Genomic DNA, 21857 nt, shown 5'->3' with positions numbered 1-21857 from the left:
CGTGAGCCCCGGAGGTCGGCAGGAGGAGGTAGGGAGATGAGGGAGCGGCATCCCGCGCTCGCGCGGCTGGACGCCCGGCTTCCACCAGCGGTTCACGGGGATGCTGAGCGCCGACGGCGACACCGTTGACGCGCGGTGGGAGAGGTCGGCGGACGGCGTCGACTGGACGCTCGACTTCGAGCTGACCTACCGCCGCTGAGGCCGGTCCGGCAGCCGGTCCGGGCCGCGGTCAGGAGATGTGGTGGAGGATCACGTTGTGCACGTGGTGGCTCTTCTCCGAGCCCCGGAACTCGACCTCGTAGGTCTGCGAGCCGACGTTGATCGCGATCGCCCCGGTGGAGAAGAACGAGCCGCCCCACGACTTGTTGCTGACCACGCTGACGCTGGTGATCTTCGAGTACGGGATGCTGGTGATGGCGTACCGCTTGCCGATGAAGGAGCGGTCCTGGATGATCACGCGACGGTCGGTCAGGCCGATGAATCCGGTGCCTGTCCCGACCGCGTCGTAGACGGCGATGATCTGCTCACCGGCCAGGAGTCCGCTCTGGATCTGCTGGAACTGTTCCTTGCGGTCGTACGTGGGGGTGGTCATGACGACGACGGTAGGCGGGGGGCGCCAGCCGCTCAGGGCTGGGTGACGGCGCGGACCGCGTCCTCGATGCGGGCGGCCAGCAGGACCTCACCCTCGGTGAGCGGCTCGCCGTCGCCGTGGCCCACCCGGATCTGCGTATGGTCGGCGCGGCGGCTGATCTCGGGGCGCAGGCGCAGCGCGTCGGCGACCACCTTGACCCGCTCGGTCAACGCGGCGTGCTGGGTGTCGTCGAGGACGAGTGTGCGGCGGATCTCCTCACCTTGGCGGGTCCATCCGGACAGCAGGGTGAGGGCGTCGCTGAGGTAGTCGTGCTTGGCCCGGCCGCTGAACAGCACGCGCTTCACCGCACCTCCCAGGCGTCGTTGCCGGCTTGTGGCCAAATCGTCGCCGCCCCGTGTCCTAGTCGACGGTCTCTAGTCTGTCGCCGCGCAGATGGTGTGTCCACGCCCACATTTCCGGGTTCTGCTGTCCTGACGGCGCGCTCAGGTACCCAAACCGCCGATTGATCTGGCACCCTGGACGCCCGTGCGGACCGAACGGGCTAGCGGCAGCGGGCAGGACGACCGGCGTGAGCCGAAGGTGGTCGTCGGCGCGGCCATCATCGTGGACAACCGGGTGCTGGCCTGCGCCCGCTCCGCGCCGCCCGAGGTGGCGGGCCGCTGGGAGTTTCCGGGCGGCAAGGTGGAGCCGGGGGAGACCGACACCGTCGCGCTGGTCCGTGAGTGCGCCGAGGAGCTCGGCGTACGCGTGGAGATCGGCGCGCGGGTCGGCCGCGACGTACGAATGGCGCACGGCCGTTCCGTCCTCCGGGTGTACGTGGCCCGCCTCCTCCACGGTGACCAGCCGAAGGCCTTGGAGCACTCCGAGCTGCGTTGGCTTTCCGCCGCCGAGCTGGACAGCGTGCCCTGGCTGCCGGCCGACGTGCCGATCGTCGCCGCCCTGCGTCCCCTGCTCGCCAGCTCCTGACCGGGCCGTCGCGCCGGCCCTCTGAGTAGGGAGAACGGACACTGAGGCGAAAACGGGACGGGGGCCGCCGGCATCTGCCGCGGCCCCCGTCGTCGTCTGTGTCCTGCTCAGTGCTTCGGCTCGTCCTGCTGCGGGTGAGCGAAGTTGAGGTGCTGCGGCGGCAGCGGGAACCTGACGTCGTCACCGAACGGCGACGGCGCCGCGGCCCGGTCGAAGGTCAACTCGGTCAACGGCAGCTTGCCGTTGGCGTCGACGGCGGGAGCCGTCGGGTGCGGCACCTCGCGGTGCCAGTTGACGCCCTGCTGCGCCTGCGTCTCGGACCGCTCGTCGTGCGAGCCGCCGGCGTGCGAGTGCACCTCCAGCGGGTCGCCGGCCGTCGCGGCGCTGCTGTGATGCCCGCTGGTCACGCTGGTCTGAGGCACCTGACCCCTCCGGAAGATCTTGCTACCAAGCCACACGAGGGGATCGTACCTGCGGTCCACGACCCGTTCCTTCATGGGGATGATCCCGTTGTCGGTGATCTTGATGTGCTCGGGGCAGACCTCGGTGCAGCACTTGGTGATGTTGCAGAAGCCGAGTCCCATCTCGGCCTGCGCGTACTCCTTGCGGTCGGTCTTCGCGTCGAGCGGGTGCATGTCCAGCTCGGCCGCCCGGATGAAGAACCGGGGACCGGAGAACGCCTGCTTGTTCTCCTCGTGGTCGCGGATCACGTGGCAGACGTTCTGGCACAGGAAGCACTCGATGCACTTGCGGAACTCCTGCGAGCGCTCGACGTCCACCTGCTGCATCCGGTAGTCGCCGGGGGTCACGCCGGGCGGCGGCGCGAACGCCGGCGTCTCCCGGGCCTTCTCGTAGTTGAACGAGACGTCGGTGACCAGGTCCCGGATGATCGGGAACGTCCGCAGCGGGGTGACCGTGACGGTCTCGTTCTCCTCGAACGTCGACATCCGGGTCATGCAGCTCAGGCGCGGCTTGCCGTTGATCTCCATGGAGCAGGAGCCGCACTTGCCGGCCTTGCAGTTCCACCGGCAGGCCAGGTCCGGCGCCTCCGTGTTCTGCAGCCGGTGGATGACGTCCAGGACGACCTCGCCCTCGTTGACCTCGACGGTGTAGTCCTGCAGGTCGCCGCCGGTCTCGTCGCCCCGCCAGATGCGGAACTGCCTCTTGGTCCCCATTACTTGCTCGCCTCCTCAGCGAGGGCGTCGAACTCGGCGAGCTCCTCGTCGGTCAGGTACTTGGCCAGCTCCGCCCGGTCGAAGAGGTTGATCAGCTCCGGGCGCATCTTCGGCAGCGGCTGGTGCTCCAGTCGGACCGTGTCGCCGTCGAGCGAGCAGACCAGGTTCACCCGTCGCCACGCCGGGTCCATCTTCGGGTAGTCCTCCCGGGTGTGTCCGCCGCGCGACTCCTGCCGCTCCAGCGCGGCCATCGCCGTGCACTCCGAGACCACCAGCATGTTGCGCAGGTCCAGCGCCAGGTGCCAGCCCGGGTTGTAGCGCCGGCCGCCGGCCGCGCTCACCTTGGCCACCCGCTCCCGCAGCTCGGCCAGCTTGCCCCGCGCGTCCGCGAGCTCGCCCTCCCGGCGGATGATGCCGACCAGCTCCCCCATCACCGTCTGGAGGTCCCGCTGCAGGGCGTACGGGCTCTCGCCGGTGTCCCGGTGCAGCGGCGCGAGGGCCGTCTCCACCGCGGCCTCCACCGCCGCCACCGGCACCGCCGGACGCGAGGCGAGCTGTTCGGCGTACGTGGCGGCGTGACCGCCCGCCCGCTTGCCGAAGACCAGCAGGTCGGAGAGCGAGTTGCCGCCGAGCCGGTTGGAGCCGTGCATACCGCCGGAGACCTCACCGGCGGCGAAGAGCCCGCGTACGGTGCCCGCCGCCGCGCCGGAGTCCGGGTCCACCTCGATGCCGCCCATCACGTAGTGGCAGGTCGGGCCGACCTCCATCGGCTCCTTGGTGATGTCGACGTCGGCCAGCTCCTTGAACTGGTGGTACATCGACGGCAGGCGGCGGCGGATCTCGTCGGCCGGCAGCCGCGAGGCGATGTCCAGGTAGACGCCGCCGGCCGGCGTACCCCGACCGGCCTTGACCTCGCTGTTGATCGCGCGGGCGACCTCGTCGCGGGGGAGCAGCTCGGGCGGACGCCGGTTGTTGTCCGCGTCGGTGTACCAGCGGTCCGCCTCGGCCTCGTTGTCCGCGTACTGCTTGCGGAACACGTCCGGTACGTAGTCGAACATGAACCGCTTGCCCTCGGAGTTCTTCAGCACCCCGCCGTCGCCGCGGACCGACTCGGTGACCAGGATGCCCTTCACCGAGGGCGGCCAGACCATGCCGGTCGGGTGGAACTGGAGGAACTCCATGTTGATCAGCGTCGCCCCGGCGCGCAGCGCCAGCGCGTGACCGTCCCCGGTGTACTCCCACGAGTTCGAGGTGACCTTGTAGGAGCGGCCCACGCCGCCGGTGGCCAGCACCACGGCCGGCGCCTCGAAGAGGATGAACTCCCCGGACTCCCGGTAGTAGCCGAAGGCGCCGGCGATCCGGTCGCCGTCGAGCAGCAGCTCGGTGATGGTGGTCTCGGCGAAGACCTTGATCCGCGCCTCGTAGTTGCCGAACTCCTGCTTGTCCTCCTGCTGGAGGGAGACGATCTTCTGCTGGAGGGTGCGGATCAGCTCCAGCCCGGTCCGGTCGCCGACGTGCGCCAGCCGCGGGTACTCGTGCCCGCCGAAGTTGCGCTGGGAGATCTTCCCGTCCTTCGTACGGTCGAACAGCGCGCCGTACGTCTCCAGCTCCCAGATCCGCTGCGGCGACTCCTTCGCGTGCAGTTCGGCCATCCGGAAGTTGTTGAGGAACTTGCCGCCACGCATGGTGTCGCGGAAGTGCACCTGCCAGTTGTCCCGCGAGTTCACGTTCCCCATCGCGGCGGCGGCGCCGCCCTCGGCCATCACGGTGTGCGCCTTGCCGAACAGCGACTTCGAGATGATCGCGGTCTTCTTGCCCGCCAGCCGGGCCTCGATCGCCGCGCGCAGGCCGGCGCCGCCGGCTCCGATCACGACGACGTCGTAGTGGTGTCGTTCGATTCGCGTCTCAGTCATGTCCAGGGCCTCTAGTTGATGAACCGCAGGTCGTTGAACCAGCCGGCCGCGACCGCCATGACGTAGAAGTCGGTCAGCGCCAGGGTGCCGAGGGTGATCCAGGCGAGCTGCATGTGCCGGACGTTCAGCCAGGAGATGAGGGTCCAGGCCTTGTACCGCACCGGGTGCTTGGAGAAGTGCTTGAGCCGCCCACCGATGATGTGCCGGCATGAGTGGCAGGAGATGGTGTACGCCCAGAGCATCACCACGTTCCCCAGCAGGACCAGGTTGCCGAGCCCGAAGCCGAAGCCCTTGGGGGAGTGGAAGGCGTAGAACGCGTCGTACGTGTTGATCGCCGAGATGATCGCGGCGGCGTAGAAGAAGTAACGGTGCAGGTTCTGCCCGAGCAGCGGGAACCGGGTCTCCCCGCCGTACGACTTGTGCCCGTCCGGGACCGCGCAGGCCGGCGGCGAGAGCCAGAACGACCGGTAGTAGGCCTTGCGGTAGTAGTAGCAGGTCAGCCGGAACAGCAGCAGGAACGGCAGGGTGAACGCCGCGTCCGGGATGAACCACCAACCGGGCAGATAGGTGCCCACGTGCGCGGAGCCCTCGACGCAGCGGTCGGTCACGCACGGGGAGTAGAACGGCGTCAGGTAGTGGAAGTCCCCGACCCAGTACCACCTGTGCATGAAGACCCGGACCGTCGCATAGATGATCCAGGCGCTGAGGCCGACGACGGTGATCAGTGGCGCGAACCACCAGCGGTCGGTCCGCAACGTCTTCGCCGCGATCGCGGCGCGTGCTCGCACCCCACGCGGCCTCGTTGCCGTTGATGTCATTCCAGTCGTCTCCCTGACGGCGCCCTCGCGGGGGCGGCGGATCACCTTCCGTACCGGCCAGTGGACCGGCGAGACCGCGTCCACTGCCACGTCTTGCGCACACCAACGACCACGCCGGCGAACCGGCGCAGCTAAATGACACACGTTACGCCGATCTTCGCGGCGTGGCCGCGCAACGCAGTGTCCCGTGTGTCCAGCAGGTTGGAAAGACCCGGAGCAAGATCAATATCTTGAAGCGCGTCCGGAAACGGCAGGCTGCGTCAGCCAGACGCGCCGCCGGTGAAGTTCCACGACGCCAGCCGCACCGGCGGCGCCTCCCACCAGGAGCCGTCCACCCGGTCCGGCTGGCGGACCGACTGCCGGCCCAGGCCGAGCACCTGACCCGGCCCCAGCGCCCGCGGATACGACTCGGTGAAGCGGAAGTCGCGGACCGCCCGGGTCGGCACCCCGTCCTCGACCAACCAGACCCCGTTGCGGGTCAGCCCGGTGATGACCAGGCGTTTCGGATCCAGCACCCGGGTGTACCAGAAGTCGCTGACCAGCAGCCCGCGCCGTACCCCGGCGACCAGCGCGGCGGTGTCCGCGTCGGCCACCGCCCCGGCCGTCGGGGCGGCATCGCCCGGGGCCGCCCCCGCGTCGGGCGCCGGGCGGTCGCCGTTGGCAGTCCCGTTGACGGCCGCCAAGCTGTCGCCGCCGGCCGTCGCGCCGCTGGAGGCCGGGCTGTCGCCGTTGACCACGCGGGCGGCGGCCGGGAGCAGGCGGAGGTTGTGCGGGATCGGGCCGAAGGTGGACGCGCCGGGCATCGCGTGACCGGTGGACGCGACCCCCGCCCCGGCGCCGCTGCGCCGGTCGTGCGCCACCGCCGTGGTGGTGCCGGCGTCAACCAGGGTCAGCGCGCCCCGGGACGTGCCCTCCATGTCGTAAGGCAGGGCCGAGGCGTGCAGCGGGTCGTCGACCAGGGTCACCGACGGGTCGAACTGGGCGGTGCCGAGTTCGACGAAGGACTGCCGTTCGGCGTGCCGCTTGCCGTTGAAGCCGAACCAGGCGAGGTTCTGCAGCAGGTCGGCGACGGCGGCCGGTTCGAGTACCACGTCGTACCGCCCCGGGGGCAGCTCGACCGGATCCGCCGCGGCCCGCGCCTTCGCCGCCGCCCGTGCGCCGAGCGCCCCGCCGTCCAACTCGCCGAGCCGGTCGGCGCCGCGCCGCGCCACCCCGTCGGCCCCGCCGGTGCGCGCGATGCCGTCCATCGCCGCCTCGGCCGTACGCCCCACCGTCGAGTGCCCGGCCGAGTTCGCGAACGCCCCCGACCGGTACGCCGTCCGGCAGTAGCCGGCCGTCTCCAGCCCGCCGGCCGCGTCGACGAAGGCGCGTACCCGGGCGGCCCGTTCGTCGGGGGAGGCGTACGCGGTGGCGTCGTCGAAGACCGCGCCCGGCGGGACCGGCGACGGCGGGGCCAGCCCCGGCCAGGCCGGATCGGGCGGGGCGAGCCGGACCGCCGCCAGGGTCCGCTCGACCAGGGCGGCCAGCCCGTCGGGGTCGACCAGGCTGCCGCTGCCGGCCGCCGTGCGCCCGCCGGCGTGCAGCCGCAGCCGTACCGCCGTGCCCGACTCGGCGACGTTCTGGTGGATGAACGAGTTCGCGAACCGGGTCAACGCCAGCTCGGCCCGGGTCACCGTGACCTCGGCCTGCGCGTCCGGCCCGGCGAGCCGGCGGACCAGCTCGACGACCTGACCAGCGACATCCAGCTCGGTCATGCGTTTACCCCCACGCGGACGTTGCGGAAGCGGGCCGGTGCGGCCGGGTGGCCGGTGTGCCCGACCTGGCCGGGCTGGCCCTTGCCACAGTTCGGCGTGCCCCACGGCACGATCTCCGAGGAGAGCATGTCCATCGAGCGCCAGAAGACCGGGCCGATCCCGGTGTAGGTGGGGTTGCGCAGCATCCGCCCCCGCCGGCCCTTCTTCACCTCCCAGCCGACCTCGCAACCGAACTGGAAGTTGAGCCGCTTGTCGTCGATCGACCAGGAGCGGTTGATGTCCATCAGCACCCCGTCGTCGGTGGCCTCGATGATCTCGTCGAGGGTGTGCGGGCCCGGTTCCAGGCCGACGTTGGTCATCCGCACCATCGGCAGCCGGGCCCAGCCGTCCGCGCGTACGCTGCCGCCGTAGCCGAGACCCGCGACGGCGGCCGAGTCCCGGCCGGCGAGCACGCCCACCCAACGCCCCCGGCGGACCGCGTCGCGCTTGACCGCCGGGGAGCCCTCGTCGTCGAAGCCGAAGCTGCCCAAGGCGCCCGGGATGGTGGGGTCGACGGTGATGTTCATCAGCTCGGAGCCGTAACGCAGCGCGCCGAGCCGGGTCAGATCCAACCAGGACGTGCCGGCGAAGGCGGCCTCCCAGCCGAGGATCCGGTCCAGCTCGATGGCGTGCCCGACCGACTCGTGGATCTGCAGGGCGAGCTGTTCGCCGCCGAGGATCAGGTCGGTCTCGCCCGCCGGGCACTCCGGCGCGGTGAGCAGCTCCCGGGACTCCTCCGCGATCCGGGCGGCATGCGCGGCCAGGTCGAGCGAGGTGACCAGCTCCCAGCCGGTGGTGCCGTACTGCCCCCGGTAGCTCGGGTAGGACCGCCGCTGGGTCTCACCGTCGCCGATCGAGGTGGCCGAGATGCCGCCACCGCACTCGCGGATGCGCTGGTCGATCCGGTGCCCCTCGCTGGAGACGAACCACTTCGCGGTGTCCCAGATCTGGTAGAGGCCCTCGGCCAGGTCGGCGCCGTGCTCGCGCATCGTCTCGGTGGCGCGGACCAGCAGGTCGCCCTTGTCGGAGAGCGGGACGCCGAGCGGGTCCACCTCGCACCCCGAGGCCCAGCTCGCGACGGTCGCCTCGACGGCGACCAGGTCGATCGGCGGGCCGGGGACCCGCGCACTGGCGGTGGCGGTCGCCGCGGCGCGCCGGCCGGCGTCGCGGGCGTCCGACAGATCGGGTACGGCGTGGAAGCCCCAGCTCGACCCGACCAGCGCCCGGACGCCCAGCCCGATGCTCTCGTCCTGGGTCAGCTCCTCGATGTCGCCGTTGCGGGCCGACATCGACTCGTAGCGGCGGTGCATCACCCGGACGTCCGCGTACCGGGCTCCCGCGTCGAGGGCGGCCTGGACGGCGTCGCTCGCCGCATCGAACTCGCTCATGACGGCACTCCGCTGCGCTGCGTGCCGTCATGAGGCACCATCGCACTGCATTGACGATTCGCTCGCTGACGCTCGCTCATGCCGCCGACCCTAGGCGAGCGGGCCGACACCTGTCAGGAGATGCGGAAGACATCGAGTTGTGGACGTGAATCTCCTGCTGAGGGCTGGTCAAGCTCGAAACCCAGTCGTTACCCTCAGGCCGCTGACATCCCACGTTTTGTAGCTTATTTTCGCCTCCAGAACTTTGCTGTAAGTTCTCTTCGTCACTGAGGGAGGCGGTCGTGGGCAGGTCGGAGTCGGCGCCGTCCGGGGAACCGGACCGCCCCGTGGTCCCGGAGCAACGCTCCGATGAGGGTCCCTACCTGCGGGTCAAGGACCTGCGGGTGCGGTTCGACACCGAGGACGGTGCGGTCCGGGCGGTGGACGGAGTGTCGTTCTCCGTGGAGCGGGGCCGCACGCTGGGCATCGTCGGCGAGTCGGGCTCGGGTAAGAGCGTCACCTCGCTGGCCATCCTCGGTCTGCACAACGCCAAGCGCACCGGCATCACCGGTGAGATCTCCGTCGGCGGCCGGCAACTGGTCGGGCTGCCCGAGGAGGAGGTACGCCGGTTGCGGGGCCGGGACATGGCGATGATCTTCCAGGATCCGCTGTCCGCGCTGCACCCGTACTTCACGGTCGGCAAGCAGATCGCTGAGGCGTACCGGGTGCACCATCCGAGGGCGGGGAAGCGGGAGGCCCGGCAGCGGGCGGTGGACATGCTGGGCCGGGTGGGGATTCCGCAGCCGGCGAAGCGGTTCGACCAGTATCCGCACGAGTTCTCGGGTGGGATGCGGCAGCGGGCGATGATCGCGATGGCGCTGGTGAACGATCCGGACCTGCTGATCGCCGACGAGCCGACGACCGCGCTGGACGTGACGGTGCAGGCGCAGATCCTGGACCTGTTGGCGGATCTGCAGTCGGAGTTCCGATCGGCGATCATCCTGATCACGCATGACCTGGGTGTGGTGTCCCAGGTGGCGGATGACGTGCTGGTGATGTACGGGGGCCGGGCGGTCGAGCACGGCAGTGTGGAGCAGGTGTTGCGGCGGCCGCAGCATCCGTACACGTGGGGGTTGTTGTCGAGCGTGCCGTCGTTGCACGGTGACGCGGACGCGGACCTGGTGCCGATCAAGGGCAACCCGCCGTCGTTGATCAACCTGCCGTCGGGGTGCGCGTTCCACCCGCGCTGCCGCTACGCCGGCCGTAACGGCGACCGCTCCCGCACCGTGGTGCCGGAGCTGCGCCCGACCGGGGAGGCGGGGCACCTGGTCGCCTGCCACCTGCCGGCCGAGGAACGCATCCGGCTCTACCAGCAGGACATCGCCCAGGTGGGAGTCGCGCAATGACCGAACCACTGCTCAAGGTGCGCGGGTTGACCAAGCACTTCCCGGTGCGTGAGGGCTTCCGGGCCGGGGCCGCCGTGCGGGCGGTCGACGGCCTGGACTTCGATGTGCGCCCTGGTGAGACGTTGGGCCTGGTCGGGGAGTCCGGGTGCGGCAAGACCACGACCGGGCGGATGCTGGTGCGGCTGCTGGACACCACCGCCGGGTCGATCGAGTTCGCCGGGCGGGACATCACCCACGCCGGCCGCCGGGAGCTGCGGTCGCTGCGGCAGGACCTGCAGATCATCTTCCAGGACCCGTACGCCTCGCTGAACCCGCGCCACACCGTCGGCCGGATCGTGGCCATGCCGTTGCAGGTCAACGGCATCAACCCGCCCGGCGGCATCAGGAAGCGCGTGCAGGAGCTGCTCGAACTGGTCGGGCTGAACCCGGAGCACTACAACCGGTACCCGCACGAGTTCTCCGGCGGGCAACGCCAACGGATCGGCATCGCCCGCGCCCTCGCGCTGCGTCCGAAACTCATCGTCGCCGACGAACCCGTCTCCGCGCTGGACGTCTCCATCCAGGCCCAGGTCATCAACCTGCTGCGCGACCTGCAGCGCGACCTCGACCTGGCCTTCGTCTTCATCGCCCACGACCTGGCGGTGGTCCGCCACTTCTGCCACCGCGTCGCCGTCATGTACCTCGGCAAGATCGTCGAGATTGGCGACCGCGACGACATCTACCAGCGACCCCAGCATCCGTACACCCGGGCGCTGCTGTCCGCCATCCCGGACGTGACCACGCTCGGTCCGGCCGGACGCATCCGCCTCACCGGCGACGTGCCCACCCCGCTCAACCCGCCCTCGGGCTGCCGCTTCCGTACCCGCTGCTGGAAGGCCCAGGAGCGCTGCGCCGCGGAGGAGCCGGCACTGGTGGCCCGCGACAGCGGCAACCAGGCCACCGCCTGCCACTTTCCGGAGCAGGGGTCGCTCAGCGCCGGGACCAGCGAATCCGTGGAGGTGTCGCAGTGAGCCTGTCCCCGATCGAGGGCGCGGCGCGGGCCGAGATCGAGCCGGCCGTCGACACCGTCAAGCCCGACGAGCGGGCGATCGTCGGGCGGTCACCCGGCCAGCTTGCCTGGGCCCGGCTCCGCCGGGACCGTACGGCCATGGTCAGCGGCGTGGTGCTGCTGTTCTTCATTGTGCTGGCCCTCGCCGCGCCGCTGGTCTCCAAGCTGTACGGCGTCGGCTCGAACGAACAGTTCCAGCAGCTTCTGGACGGTAACGGCATGCCGCTGGGGTACGTCGGTGGCATCACCGGCGACCACTGGTTCGGGCTGGAACCCCGGCTGGGCCGGGACATCTTCATCCGCATGGTGTACGGCATGCGCACCTCGCTGTTCATCGCGTTCGCCGCCGCCCTGGTCACCACCGGCATCGGGGTGGTCGCCGGCATCCTCGCCGGTTTCCTCGGTGGGATCGTCGACACGGTGATCAGCTGGATCACCGACGTGGCGCTGGCCCTGCCGTTCCTCATCTTCGCCCTGGCCGTGGTGCCGACCGTGGCGCTGCGCTTCTACGGCCCCCGCGAGGAGGTGCCGCCGGCGTTCCAGGTGGCCGTCCTCATCGGCGTCTTCGCCGCGTTCGGCTGGACGAGTACCGCACGGCTGGTCCGCGGTCAGGTGATATCGCTGCGCGAACGGGAGTTCGTGGAGGCGGCCCGGGCCAGCGGGGCCGGACTGGGGCACATGCTCTTCCGGCAGCTCCTGCCGAACCTCTGGGCGCCGATCCTGGTCGCGTTCTCGCTGGCGGTGCCGCAGTACATCACCGGCGAGGCGGCGCTGTCCTTCCTCGGCATCGGCATCCTCGAACCCACCGCCGACTTCGGTCGGATGATCTTCCAGAGCATCCCGTACCTGCAGACCGATCCGGCGTACGTCTTCTTCCCTGGCATCACGATCTTCATCCTCGTGCTCGCCTTCAACCTGCTCGGCGACGCGCTGCGTGACGCGCTCGACCCGAAGTCGTCCCGGTAGGGGTGTGTCATGACCAGATTCCTGGTACGCCGGCTGCTCACCGCCGTGCTCACCCTCTTCGCGGTGAGCGTGCTCAGCTTCCTGATGTTCTTCGGGCTGCCCCGCGACCCGGTCAGCGGCATGTGCCCGAAGAACTGCAACGCCGAACGGCTGGAGCGGGTCCGGCAGGAGCTGGGCCTGCGCGATCCGCTGCCCGAGCAGTACGCCAACTACATGAAGGGCATTGTCACCGGGCGCGACCTGGGCAGTTCCCAGGGTGGCCGGTGTGACGCGCCCTGCCTCGGCTACTCGTACGTCAACAGCGAAGCCGTCACGGACACGCTCACCCGGGTGCTCCCGGTGACGCTGAGCATCGTCCTCCCGGCGGCCGTCCTCTGGTTGGTGGTCGGCGTCGGGCTCGGCATGATCTCCGCGCTGAGACGGGGCACGTTGCTGGACCGGCTGGCGATCGGCTTCTCGCTGGCGGGTGCGTCGATGCAGCTCTACTTCGTCGGCGCGGTGCTGCTGCTGGTCTTCACCTACAACCTGCGGATCACCCCGACCCCGGGCTACACCTCGATCTTCGAGAATCCGGTGAAGTGGGCCAGCGGTCTCGTTCTCGCCTGGATATGTCTGGCCTTCCTCTTCTCCGCGATCTACGCCCGGCTGTCCCGGGCCCAGATGCTGGAGACGCTGTCGGAGGACTTCGTCCGGACCGCGCGGGCCAAGGGCCTGGCCAAACCCAAGGTGTACGGGCGGCACGCGCTACGCGCGGCGATCACCCCGATCGTCACCATCGCCGGCCTGGACGTTGGCGGCGCGCTCGGCGGCACGGTGATCACCGAGACCACCTTCGGCATCCAGGGCCTGGGCCGGACCGCCGTGGACGCGGTCCGCTCGGGTGATCTGCCGACCATCATGGCCACCGTGCTGATCTCGGCGGTCTTCATCGTGGTCGCCAACATCGTGGTGGACATGCTCTACGCCGCCATCGATCCGCGGGTCCGGTTGCGATAGCGCAACGGCACCCGACGAGGCATGGAGAAATCCACCGGGCTCTGTTACACACACCGTAGTTTTCTTACATCTGCTGACGAAGCTCCGGGACGAGGAGCCTGACGAGGCACCAGATAAGGGGAGGAGGGCGCCAGATGCGCCTGAAGAAGGCAGCCGCCGTGGGCGGCGCGCTCGCACTGCTCGTGGGCATGGGGGCGTGCAGCGAGAACAAGGGCACCAGTGGCGACACCGGCACCGACCGGGTGCAGAGCGGTTCGATCGCCACCGACCCGAAGGATTCGATGGGGCCCGCTCCCGAGGTCCCCGGCGCGAGCAAGGGCGGCACCTTCCGGGTGATCCGGGAGACCAAGATCTCGCACATGGACCCGCAGCGGATCTACTCGTTCGCCGGCCTGATGAACGCCCCGCTCTACAGCCGCTTCCTGACGACCTTCAAGGATGACGGCTCGGGCAAGGTGACCCTGGTCGGTGACCTCGCCGAGACCCCGGGCACGGACGTCAACAAGGACTGCAAGGTCTGGGAATTCAAGATCAAGGACGGGGTGAAGTTCGAGGACGGCAGCCCGATCACCGCCAAGGAGATCGCGTACGGCATCGCCCGCTCCTTCGACCCCGACCTCACCGGCGGCCCGACCTACCTGCAGGAGTGGCTCGCCGACACCCCGCAGTACGACACCAAGTGGGACTTCAAGGCCAACAAGACCGCGCTGCCGCCCGGACTGACCACGCCGGACGAGAAGACGCTGAAGTTCGAGTTCGCCAAGCCGCACTGCGACCTGCCGTTCGCCGCGTCGCTGCCGTACACCGCCCCGCTGAAGCCGGAGAAGGACACCGGGGTCAACCTGGACAACCAGCCGTTCTCCTCCGGGCCTTACAAGATCACCAAGAACACCGCCGGTGTCGAACTGGTGATGGAGCGGAACGAGAACTGGGACCCGAACACCGACCCGGTGCGGCACGCGTACCCGGACAAGGTCGTCTGGACCTTCGGCCCGGACGAGGAGGCGGGCGCCAACCGGGTGATCGCCGACAACGGTGACGACCAGACGGCGCTGGGCTGGAACGGCGTGCCCTCCTCGCTGATCGCGCGGGTGACCGGTGACGCGGCGCTGAAGGACCGCTCGGTGCGGGGCCAGACCCCGAGCCTGTGGCGGCTCACCATCAACACCAGCCGGGTGACCGACCTGTCGGTCCGGCAGGCGTTGAACTACGCCATCGACCGGGACGGCTTCATCAAGGCGTACGGCGGTGAGGCGACGGCCAAGGCGGTCACCACCCTGATGCCGCCGTCGACCATCGGCTGGCAGAACTACGACGCCTACCCGGCCGGCCCGACCGGCAACGTCGACAAGGCCAAGGAACTGCTCGCCGGCAAGACCCCGGAGCTGGTGCTCGGCATCGGCGACGACCACCCGGAGTACGGCACCCAGCTCAAGGGCAACCTGGAGAAGGCCGGCTTCAAGATCACCTTGAAGAGCATTCCGGCCGACGCCAAGCTCGACGAGACCAAGAAGCAGAACAACCCCTGGGACCTCTACCTCGACCAGTGGGCCGCCGACTGGCCCAGCGGCGCGGCGATCCTGCCGGTGCTCTTCGACGGCCGCGGTATCAAGCCCGAGGGCAACAGCAACACCTCCTTCGTCAACAACGACGAGATCAACAAGGAGTTCGACCGGGTGCTCGCCATGCCCGCCGGTGAGCAGGGCCAGGAGTGGGCCAAGCTCGACAAGCGGGTCATGACCGAGCTGGCCCCGGCCGTGCCGCTCTTCGTCGAGCAGGGCTACTACCTGCACGGCTCCAAGGTGGGCGGGATCTTCCTGTCCAGCATCTTCGGCTACCCGGGCCTCACCAACGCATACGTGAAGCAGTGACGGCCTGAAAGCACGGGCCCCTTCTTGACGCCGGCGTCAAGAAGGGGCCCCTGCTCTACCGCGGGCGTTAAGGTGCCCTTCCTTACAAATGCCGGCGGAGGAAGTCGAGTTCCAGCTTGAGCAGGCGTTCGGCGGTGCCGCCGGCGGCCATGTGGCTGGCCCCGGTGAGCGGCAGCACCGCGTGCGGCCGGCCGGCGGCCACCAGCGCCGCCGAGAGCCGCAGCGTGTGCGCGGCCAGCACGTTGTCGTCGACCAGGCCGTGCACCAGCAGCATCGGCCGGGCCTGCGCCGGATCGCCGACCGGCTCGGCGGCCAGTTCGACCAGCGAATGGTGGGCGTAGACGTCCATGCCGTCCTCCGGCAGGCCCAGGTAGCGCTCGCTGTACGCGGTGTCGTACAGCGTCCAGTCGGTGACCGGGGCGCCGACGACCGCGCAGCGGAACAGCTCCGGGTGGCGCAGCACCGCCAGCCCGGCCAGCCAGCCGCCGAACGACCAGCCCCGCACCGCCACCCGCGCCAGGTCCAGGTCCGGATGTTTGTCGGCGAGCGCGGTCAGCGCGTCCACCTGGTCGGACAGGATCACGTCGGCCACCCGGCGGTGGATGGCCTTCTCGAACGACGGGGCGACGCCCGGGGTGCCCCGGTTGTCGATGGTCACCACCGCGAAGCCCTGGTCGGCCCACCACTGCCGCTCCAGCCAGGCCGCCCGCGCGGCGACCACCTCCTGGTGCCCCGGCCCGCCGTAGACGTCCAGCAGCACCGGCAGTTTCGTGCCCTTGACGTGCTCGGACGGATAGAGCACCGCGCTGGGCAGCCGCCGGTCGGTGACCCGCACCATGGTCGGGCGCGGCGCGTACGGCGGGGTCGCGGCCAGCGAGCGCAGCTCGCCCACCTGCTGGTCGCCGTGCCACACCGACCAGCGGGTGCCCGGGTGCTCCAGCGACGCGATGCCGACCACCAGGGTGCTGCCGCCGATCGCGCCGGTGTGCCAGCCCGGGTCGCTGCCCATCCGGCGGGCGTCCACCCCGCCGCCGATCACCGTCCGGATCCGGTAGAGGTGGCGCTGGCTCGGCTCGCCCTCGCTCGCCTCCACCAACAGGTCCGCCGGAGTGCTGCCGCCGCCGGGGAGCCGCCCCACCACCCGGCGCACGTACAGCGAGGGCGGGGTGAGCAGGGTGCCGTCGGCGAACAGGCAGCGGGCGTCGTAGCCGTCGTGGGCCAGCTCCCCGCCGACCAGCACCCGGCCGTCGGGCAGGTGCGCCGGGGTGCCGGGGATCGGTTCCACCCAGCGCGGGTCGGCCAGCTCGGCGTGCACCTGTGTCTCCCCGGTACGCGGGTCCACCGCGAGCACCAGGCCGTGCTGCTGCGACCGGCGTAGCACGGTGATCAGTGGTCCGCCCTCCGCCCAGCCGACCGAGGTCAGGTACGGGTAGGTCTCACGGTCCCAGTGCACGTCGACCCAGCCGCCGTCGAGGTCGAGCAGGTGCAGGCTGACCTCTGCGTTCGGCCCGCCCGCCCGGGGGTACGCGATGGTCGTCGGCGGGCTGGCCGGGTCGGCCGGATCGTGCAGGTGCCAGTGCGGCAGCCGGGACTCGTCCACCCGGGCGGCCAGCACCGTGCGCCCGTCCGGAGCCCACCAGTAGCCGCGGTACCGGCTGAACTCCTCCGCCGCGATGTGCTCGGCGAGCCCCCAGGTCACGCCGCTGTCCTCGCCGGCGAGGAGGTTGTCGGCGCCGTCCGGCTCGACCACCCGTAGCTGGCCCCGGCGGATCCCCTCGGCGGTGTCGGTGACGTAGGCCAGCCGTTCGCCGGTGGGGTCGGGGCGCGGGTCGATCACCGGGCCGATCGTGGCCACCTCGACCACGTCGCCGTGCACCAGGTCGGCCCGGAACAGCCGGCCGGCCAGCGCGAACGCGGCGACCCGGCCGGCCCCGTCCAGGGCGTACGAGCCGATGCCGGAGGTGCTGAGCCGCAGCCGCTCGCGCAGCGCCCGTTCGCCCGGCGCGAGCGCGGCCGGCTCGCCGTCCGACCCGAGCAGCACCGCCGGGTCCGCGACCAGCCGTTCCTCGCCCGATGCGACGTCGAGCAGCCAGAGCGCGTCGGCCGGGTCCTGCGGTCCCGCCGAGCGCAGGAAGATTACCCGGGAGCCGTCGTCCGCGACGGAGACGGCGCGCGGCGCCCCGTGGCTGAACCGACGGGTACGGGCGGCCAGCTCGGGAAAGTCCACGCCTGTAGATCGTAGAGGCGGGCCGGGCGTGATGTGGCCGACCTGGGCGGACGCGTAAGCATCGCCGGGGGAGGACCGCCGGTTAGAGTGACGGTCGTGACGACGCTGCCCGACCGACGCCTTCTGCTGGTCCATGCGCACCCCGACGACGAGTCCATCGGCACCGGCTCGACGATGGCGCACTACGCCGCCACCGGCGCCCACGTCACCCTGGTTACCTGCACGTTGGGTGAGGAGGGTGAGATCCACGTGCCGGAGCTGGCCCAGCTCGCCGCGGTCGAGGCCGACCAGCTCGGCGGTTACCGGCTCGGGGAACTGGCCGCCGCCTGCGCCGCGCTCGGCGTCACCGACCACCGTTTCCTCGGTGGCGCGGGCCGCTACCGGGACTCCGGAATGATGGGCCTGGCCACGAACGAGCACCCCCGGGCGTTCTGGCAGGCCGACCTCGACGAGGCCGCCGGGCAGCTGCTCGAGGTCATGCGCGAGGTCCGCCCGCAGGTCATGATCACGTACGACGCCAACGGCTTCTACGGCCACCCCGACCACATCCAGGCGCACCGGGTGGCGATGCGCGCCGCCGAGCTGGCCGCCGCCGAGGGGATCGCCCCGGCGAAGGTCTACTGGACGGCGATGCCGTGCAGCGTGCTGGAGGCCGGCCTGAGCGCCTTCACCGAGGCCTCCGACAACCCCTTCGCCGGCATCGACAGCGTCGACGACCTGCCGTTCGGCACGCCCGACCCGGAGATCGCCGCGCGGATCGACGCCACCGACCAGCACGCCGCCAAGGAGGCGGCGATGCGGGCCCACGCCACCCAGATCCCGGCCACCTCCTGGCTCTACTCGATCGCCGGCAACTTCGGCGCCGAGTTCATGGGCGTGGAATATTTCACCCTCGCGGTCGGCGACAAGGGGCCGGGCCACGGCCCGTACGGCTGGGAGGACGACCTCTTCGCTGGGCTGTCGCTGGACGGGCCGGAGCGGTCCCCGGTCGCGGCGGCCGGCCTCCGGTGACGCTGCCGGCCGTACCGATGTCGGTCGCCCCCGAGTCGCCGCCCCCCGAGCCGCCCGCGCGCTCGGGGCCGGCCGATGCCGCCCTGCGGATCGGCGGCGTCGTCGTCGCGGTCTGGACGGGCCTGCTCGCCGCGGTGCTGGAGCTGATCTTCGCCACCTGGGCCTGGGACGTGGTCAAGGGCCGGCCCGGCGGCGTCTCCAAGACGGTGATCGGCATCCTGCTCGCGGTCGGCGGGATCGCCGCGGTGGTGGTACTGACGGTCCTGGTGGCCTGGTTCGCCCGCGCCGCGGTCGGTACGCGCTGGGCGGTGGTGCTGCCCGCCCTGCCCTGGTTCGTGGTGATCGCCGCGGGCAGCGTCAGGACCACCGAGGGTGACCTCGTGCTCACCGGTGACAACCTGCTCGGCCTCGGCGTGATCCTGGCGGGCGCGCTCACCTTCGCGGTGCTGGGCTTCCGGCAGGTCCTGCTGCGACCGAACGCCTCCTGAGGTACTGACGCCGCACAGGTCGCGGTGGTACATATTCCTGCCAGGAGTCCGTCGTCGGGGCGGACATCGATGGCGGGAGGCGTGCGATGAGGGAGCGGTGGGGCGCGGTCGGGGCGCTGGCGGTGGCGCTGTTCGTGGTGAACGTGGTGGCCCGGCTGGTCATCAAGTTCGGCTTCCCCGACGACGACACTGCCGCCGACCGGGTCACGCTGGCGATGTTCCTGGTCATCGGGCTGATCCTCGCCGTGCTGGCATTCCGCTGGGGCAGCGACCGGCCGGTGGGCCGCCTGGCCGGCGATCTGGCCGCCGCGGTCGGGGTGGCGCTGGCGCTGACCCTGTTCGTCGGTCCGCTGCTGGTCGGTAAGAGCCCGTTCACCGACGGTGCCGGGACGTTCTTCGCCCAGATCTGGCTCTACGCGGCGGCCACCGCGGCCGGCGTGCTGGTGGGCTATCTCACACTGACGGCGCTCGGCCGGGACTTCCGCTCCCGGCAGCTCAAGCGGTACGCCGAGCAGAAGGCCGCCAAGCCGCGCAAGGTGGTCCGCGGCTGAGTTCGGCTCAGGCCGGGGCGACCCGGGTCAGGTAGGTGTGGTGGGTGGTGAAGCCGAGCCCCCGGTAGAGGTTCACCGCCGAGGTGTTGCGCTGCTCCACCTGCAGGAACGCGTGCGTGGCGCCCTCGGCGAGGCCCCAGTCAACCAGGGCGTGGACCACCCGGCCGGCCAGCCCCTGCCGGCGCGCCTCGGGCAGCACCTCGACCGAGGTCAGCCCCAGCCAGCGGCCGCCGCCGGTCACCGTACCCCGGCCGGCGGCGAGCAGCCGGCCGTCGGCGTACACGTGGGCGAAGCGGATCCGGTCCACGGCGGTGAGCACCTGCCGGGCGACGTCCGGCAGGCCGCCCTTGCGCGCGCCCGCGACGGCGAGCCAGGCCTCCGACGGCGAGTCGGCCAGCTCGACCGGCGGTAGGTCGACGCGGGCGGGCGGGGCGGGCGGCAGCGCGGCCAGCGCGGCGGTCTGCACCAGCGTCGGCGGCCGGGCGGCCCAGCCCCGGGCGTCCAGTTCCGCGCCGACCGGGGCGGCGAGCGGCAGCGGGGTGTTCACGAGGGCGGGCCGGCCGTGGTCGGCGTACCACCGTTCCACGGCGTCCAGCGCGGCCGGCAGCGGTCGGTCCGGGTCGCCGACCGGCAGCGCCGAGTTCGCCCGGCCGGTCCACCCCTCGGCGGCGCGCAGCAGCCAGTCGCCGAGCCGGGCGCGGACGGGCGCGGGCCAGGCCTCGTCGGCGGCCAGCTCCAGGGCGACCACGGCGGCGGCGGTCGGTCGGCGGGCCGGCGGCACCCGTTTGGCCCGGTGCACCTCGTCCACCGGGACCCGTAGCCGACCCCTATCGGTGGCCAGCGTGATATGGGTCTCGCTCAGCTCGACCAGCTCGCCGAGGGCGTCGGTGAACAGGGGCCGGCCTTCGCGAATCCCCACAATCCGGCGGACCACGATCCGGTGTCCCACATCCTGCTGTCGGAGCACGATCGACCTCCTCCCCGGCGAGATACTAGGCTCTAACCGTCGCAGGTGATCGCGACGAGTCTTGCGGAGGAGAAGACCGGTGACCTACATCATCGCCGAGCCGTGCGTGGACGTGCTCGACAAGGCATGCATCGAGGAGTGCCCGGTCGACTGCATCTACGAGGGCAATCGGATGCTCTACATCCACCCCGACGAGTGCGTCGACTGTGGTGCCTGTGAGCCGGTCTGCCCGGTCGAAGCGATCTTCTACGAGGACGACGTCCCGGAGCAGTGGAAGGACTACACCGGGGCGAACTACGAGTTCTTCGAGGACCTCGGCTCGCCGGGTGGCGCTTCCAAGATCGGCAAGGTGGAGAAGGACGCGTCGTTCGTCGCGGCCCAGCCGCCGCGCGGAGAGGGACACTGAGCCGGCCCGTGCCGGTCTCGTCGCGGCTGCCCGACTTCACCTGGGACACCCTGGACGCCGCGGCCGCGACGGCCGCGGCGCATCCGGACGGTCTCATCAACCTCTCGATGGGCACGCCGGTCGACCCGGTGCCCCAGGTGATCCGGCAGGCCCTCGCGGACGCGTCGAACGCCCCCGGCTACCCGCTGACCGCGGGCACCCCCGCACTGCGGGACGCCATCGCGGCCTGGGTGGCCCGGGCGTGCGGGGCGGGCATCGACGGGCTCGGTGTGCTGCCCACGATCGGGTCCAAGGAGCTGGTCGGCTGGCTGCCCACCCTGCTCGGCGTCGGCCCCGGCGACGTGGTCGTGGTGCCGTCGATCGCCTACCCGACGTACGAGGACGGGGTCCGGCTGGTCGGCGCCACCACGGTCCGTACCGACTCGCTGACCGCGGTCGGCCCCACCCCACGGGTGCGGCTGGTCTGGGTCAACTCGCCCGGCAACCCGACCGGTCGGGTGCTGCCCGCCGCCCACCTGCGCAAGGTGGTCGACTGGGCGCGTGAGCGCGGCGCGGTGGTCGCCAGCGACGAGTGCTACCTGCCGCTGGGCTGGGACGCCGAGCCGGTCTCGATCCTGTCACCAGAGGTCTGCGGCGGGTCGTACGAGGGCGTGCTGGCGGTCCACTCGCTCTCCAAGCGCTCCAACCTGGCCGGCTACCGGGCCGGGTTCGTGGCCGGTGACCCGGCGCTGGTGGCCGAGCTGCTCAAGATCCGTAAGCACGTCGGCATGATCGTGCCCGCCCCGGTGCAGGCGGCGATGGTGGCCGCGCTGGGCGACCAGGCGCACGCCGACGAGCAGCGGGAGCGTTACCGCGCCCGGCGCGAGCGGCTGCGCGCCGCGTTCACCGGCGCAGGCTTCACCGTCGAGCACTCCGAGGCCGGGCTCTACCTCTGGATGACCCGGGACGAGGACTGCTGGGAGACCGTCGACTGGCTGGCCCGGCGGGGCATCCTGGCCGCCGCCGGGATCTTCTACGGTCCGGCCGGTGCCCGGCACGTCCGGGTCGCGCTGACCGAGTCCGACGAGCACGTCGCAGCGGTCGCCGACCGGCTCGCCCAACCCTGACCGTCGGCCTCAGGACGGCCGGGCCCGGCGCGATCCGTGCGGGTCTTGGGGTGATCTTGTGGGCGGGGGGGGGGCCCCCCCCCCCCCCCCCCCCCCCCCCCCCCCCCCCGGTTTATATACCCCAAACACACCCCACCGGGGTCCCCCCCGGGTGAAACACGAAAACCCAGCCCCACAAACCCCCCCCCCC

At 71.2% G+C, this 21857-nt stretch carries 20 protein-coding genes; 11 read left to right on the top strand and 9 right to left on the bottom strand.

The window, feature by feature from the left end; translation table 11 throughout:
- Positions 1–229 precede the first annotated feature (229 nt).
- Together ACIRG9_RS16635 and ACIRG9_RS16630 are read right to left on the bottom strand one after the other, a co-directional pair.
- Positions 230–592, bottom strand: coding sequence for a PH domain-containing protein (locus ACIRG9_RS16635; RefSeq protein ID WP_402856146.1), 363 nt, complete (start codon positions 590–592; stop codon positions 230–232).
- Between the two features lie 32 nt (positions 593–624).
- Positions 625–936: a 4a-hydroxytetrahydrobiopterin dehydratase gene (locus tag ACIRG9_RS16630; RefSeq protein ID WP_402856143.1), complete on the bottom strand. Its 312-nt coding sequence runs from the start codon at positions 934–936 to the stop codon at positions 625–627.
- 181 nt (positions 937–1117) lie between these two features.
- Between ACIRG9_RS16630 and ACIRG9_RS16625 the strand changes: the two genes are divergently transcribed.
- Positions 1118–1558 (top strand): (deoxy)nucleoside triphosphate pyrophosphohydrolase, encoded by a 441-nt coding sequence (locus ACIRG9_RS16625; RefSeq protein WP_402856141.1) that lies wholly within the window; start codon positions 1118–1120, stop codon positions 1556–1558.
- Positions 1559–1665: 107 nt separating this feature from the next.
- On the opposite strand, the gene ACIRG9_RS16620 is transcribed toward ACIRG9_RS16625, so the two are convergent.
- The 5 genes from ACIRG9_RS16620 to ACIRG9_RS16600 form a co-directional block, all read right to left on the bottom strand.
- A complete protein-coding gene (locus ACIRG9_RS16620) occupies positions 1666–2733 on the bottom strand; it encodes a succinate dehydrogenase/fumarate reductase iron-sulfur subunit (protein ID WP_402856138.1) in 1068 nt (355 codons plus the stop codon).
- Entirely contained in the window at positions 2733–4646 is a 1914-nt protein-coding gene (locus tag ACIRG9_RS16615; RefSeq protein WP_402856135.1) for a fumarate reductase/succinate dehydrogenase flavoprotein subunit, read from the bottom strand. Before ACIRG9_RS16615 ends, ACIRG9_RS16620 begins: the two co-directional genes overlap by 1 nt.
- An 11-nt stretch (positions 4647–4657) precedes the next feature.
- A complete protein-coding gene (locus ACIRG9_RS16610; protein WP_402856132.1) occupies positions 4658–5464 on the bottom strand; it encodes a hypothetical protein in 807 nt (268 codons plus the stop codon).
- Positions 5465–5724: 260 nt separating this feature from the next.
- Positions 5725–7218, bottom strand: a complete 1494-nt coding sequence (locus ACIRG9_RS16605) for a TldD/PmbA family protein (RefSeq protein WP_402856129.1) — start codon at positions 7216–7218, stop codon at positions 5725–5727.
- Positions 7215–8645: a TldD/PmbA family protein gene (locus ACIRG9_RS16600; protein ID WP_402856126.1), complete on the bottom strand. Its 1431-nt coding sequence runs from the start codon at positions 8643–8645 to the stop codon at positions 7215–7217. The genes ACIRG9_RS16605 and ACIRG9_RS16600 overlap by 4 nt, the downstream gene beginning before the upstream one ends.
- 281 nt (positions 8646–8926) lie before the next feature.
- Between ACIRG9_RS16600 and ACIRG9_RS16595 the strand changes: the two genes are divergently transcribed.
- The 5 genes from ACIRG9_RS16595 (at position 8927) to ACIRG9_RS16575 (ending at position 14911) form a co-directional block, all read left to right on the top strand.
- A complete protein-coding gene (locus ACIRG9_RS16595; protein WP_402856123.1) occupies positions 8927–10030 on the top strand; it encodes an ABC transporter ATP-binding protein in 1104 nt (367 codons plus the stop codon).
- Entirely contained in the window at positions 10027–11040 is a 1014-nt protein-coding gene (locus tag ACIRG9_RS16590; protein ID WP_402856120.1) for an ABC transporter ATP-binding protein, read from the top strand. The genes ACIRG9_RS16595 and ACIRG9_RS16590 overlap by 4 nt, the downstream gene beginning before the upstream one ends.
- Positions 11037–12044, top strand: coding sequence for an ABC transporter permease (locus tag ACIRG9_RS16585; RefSeq protein ID WP_402856117.1), 1008 nt, complete (start codon positions 11037–11039; stop codon positions 12042–12044). The genes ACIRG9_RS16590 and ACIRG9_RS16585 overlap by 4 nt, the downstream gene beginning before the upstream one ends.
- A gap of 9 nt (positions 12045–12053) precedes the next feature.
- Positions 12054–13040: an ABC transporter permease gene (locus tag ACIRG9_RS16580; protein WP_402856114.1), complete on the top strand. Its 987-nt coding sequence runs from the start codon at positions 12054–12056 to the stop codon at positions 13038–13040.
- A 134-nt stretch (positions 13041–13174) separates the two neighbouring features.
- A complete protein-coding gene (locus ACIRG9_RS16575) occupies positions 13175–14911 on the top strand; it encodes an ABC transporter substrate-binding protein (protein WP_402856111.1) in 1737 nt (578 codons plus the stop codon).
- A gap of 82 nt (positions 14912–14993) precedes the next feature.
- On the opposite strand, the gene ACIRG9_RS16570 is transcribed toward ACIRG9_RS16575, so the two are convergent.
- Positions 14994–17138 carry a prolyl oligopeptidase family serine peptidase gene (locus tag ACIRG9_RS16570; protein ID WP_402856108.1) on the bottom strand — a complete coding sequence of 715 codons (2145 nt, stop codon included), beginning with the start codon at positions 17136–17138 and terminating at the stop codon, positions 14994–14996.
- 87 nt (positions 17139–17225) lie between these two features.
- On the opposite strand from ACIRG9_RS16570, the gene mshB reads away from it, so the two are divergent.
- The 3 genes from mshB (at position 17226) to ACIRG9_RS16555 (ending at position 19188) form a co-directional block, all read left to right on the top strand.
- Positions 17226–18149 (top strand): N-acetyl-1-D-myo-inositol-2-amino-2-deoxy-alpha-D-glucopyranoside deacetylase, encoded by a 924-nt coding sequence (gene mshB / locus ACIRG9_RS16565; protein WP_402856105.1) that lies wholly within the window; start codon positions 17226–17228, stop codon positions 18147–18149.
- A gap of 17 nt (positions 18150–18166) precedes the next feature.
- The gene (locus ACIRG9_RS16560) at positions 18167–18637 is read left to right on the top strand and encodes a hypothetical protein (RefSeq protein WP_402857103.1); all 471 of its coding nucleotides are present in this window, start codon (positions 18167–18169) and stop codon (positions 18635–18637) included.
- An 86-nt stretch (positions 18638–18723) separates the two neighbouring features.
- Entirely contained in the window at positions 18724–19188 is a 465-nt protein-coding gene (locus tag ACIRG9_RS16555; RefSeq protein ID WP_402856102.1) for a hypothetical protein, read from the top strand.
- 7 nt (positions 19189–19195) lie between these two features.
- Here the strand turns inward: ACIRG9_RS16555 and ACIRG9_RS16550 are convergent, their stop codons facing one another.
- Positions 19196–20155: a GNAT family N-acetyltransferase gene (locus tag ACIRG9_RS16550; RefSeq protein WP_402856099.1), complete on the bottom strand. Its 960-nt coding sequence runs from the start codon at positions 20153–20155 to the stop codon at positions 19196–19198.
- A gap of 79 nt (positions 20156–20234) precedes the next feature.
- Between ACIRG9_RS16550 and fdxA the strand changes: the two genes are divergently transcribed.
- Together fdxA and dapC are read left to right on the top strand one after the other, a co-directional pair.
- Positions 20235–20561 carry a ferredoxin gene (gene fdxA / locus ACIRG9_RS16545; protein WP_089005361.1) on the top strand — a complete coding sequence of 109 codons (327 nt, stop codon included), beginning with the start codon at positions 20235–20237 and terminating at the stop codon, positions 20559–20561.
- The gene (gene dapC, locus ACIRG9_RS16540; protein WP_402857101.1) at positions 20558–21667 is read left to right on the top strand and encodes a succinyldiaminopimelate transaminase; all 1110 of its coding nucleotides are present in this window, start codon (positions 20558–20560) and stop codon (positions 21665–21667) included. The genes fdxA and dapC overlap by 4 nt, the downstream gene beginning before the upstream one ends.
- The last annotated feature ends 190 nt before the right edge of the window (positions 21668–21857 follow it).

The organism is Micromonospora sp. NPDC093277 (genome assembly GCF_044765245.1).
Classification (GTDB): domain Bacteria; phylum Actinomycetota; class Actinomycetes; order Mycobacteriales; family Micromonosporaceae; genus Micromonospora.
The sequence above is the reverse complement of the archived record's forward strand: the minus strand, read 5'-3'. Positions and strand labels throughout refer to the sequence as shown.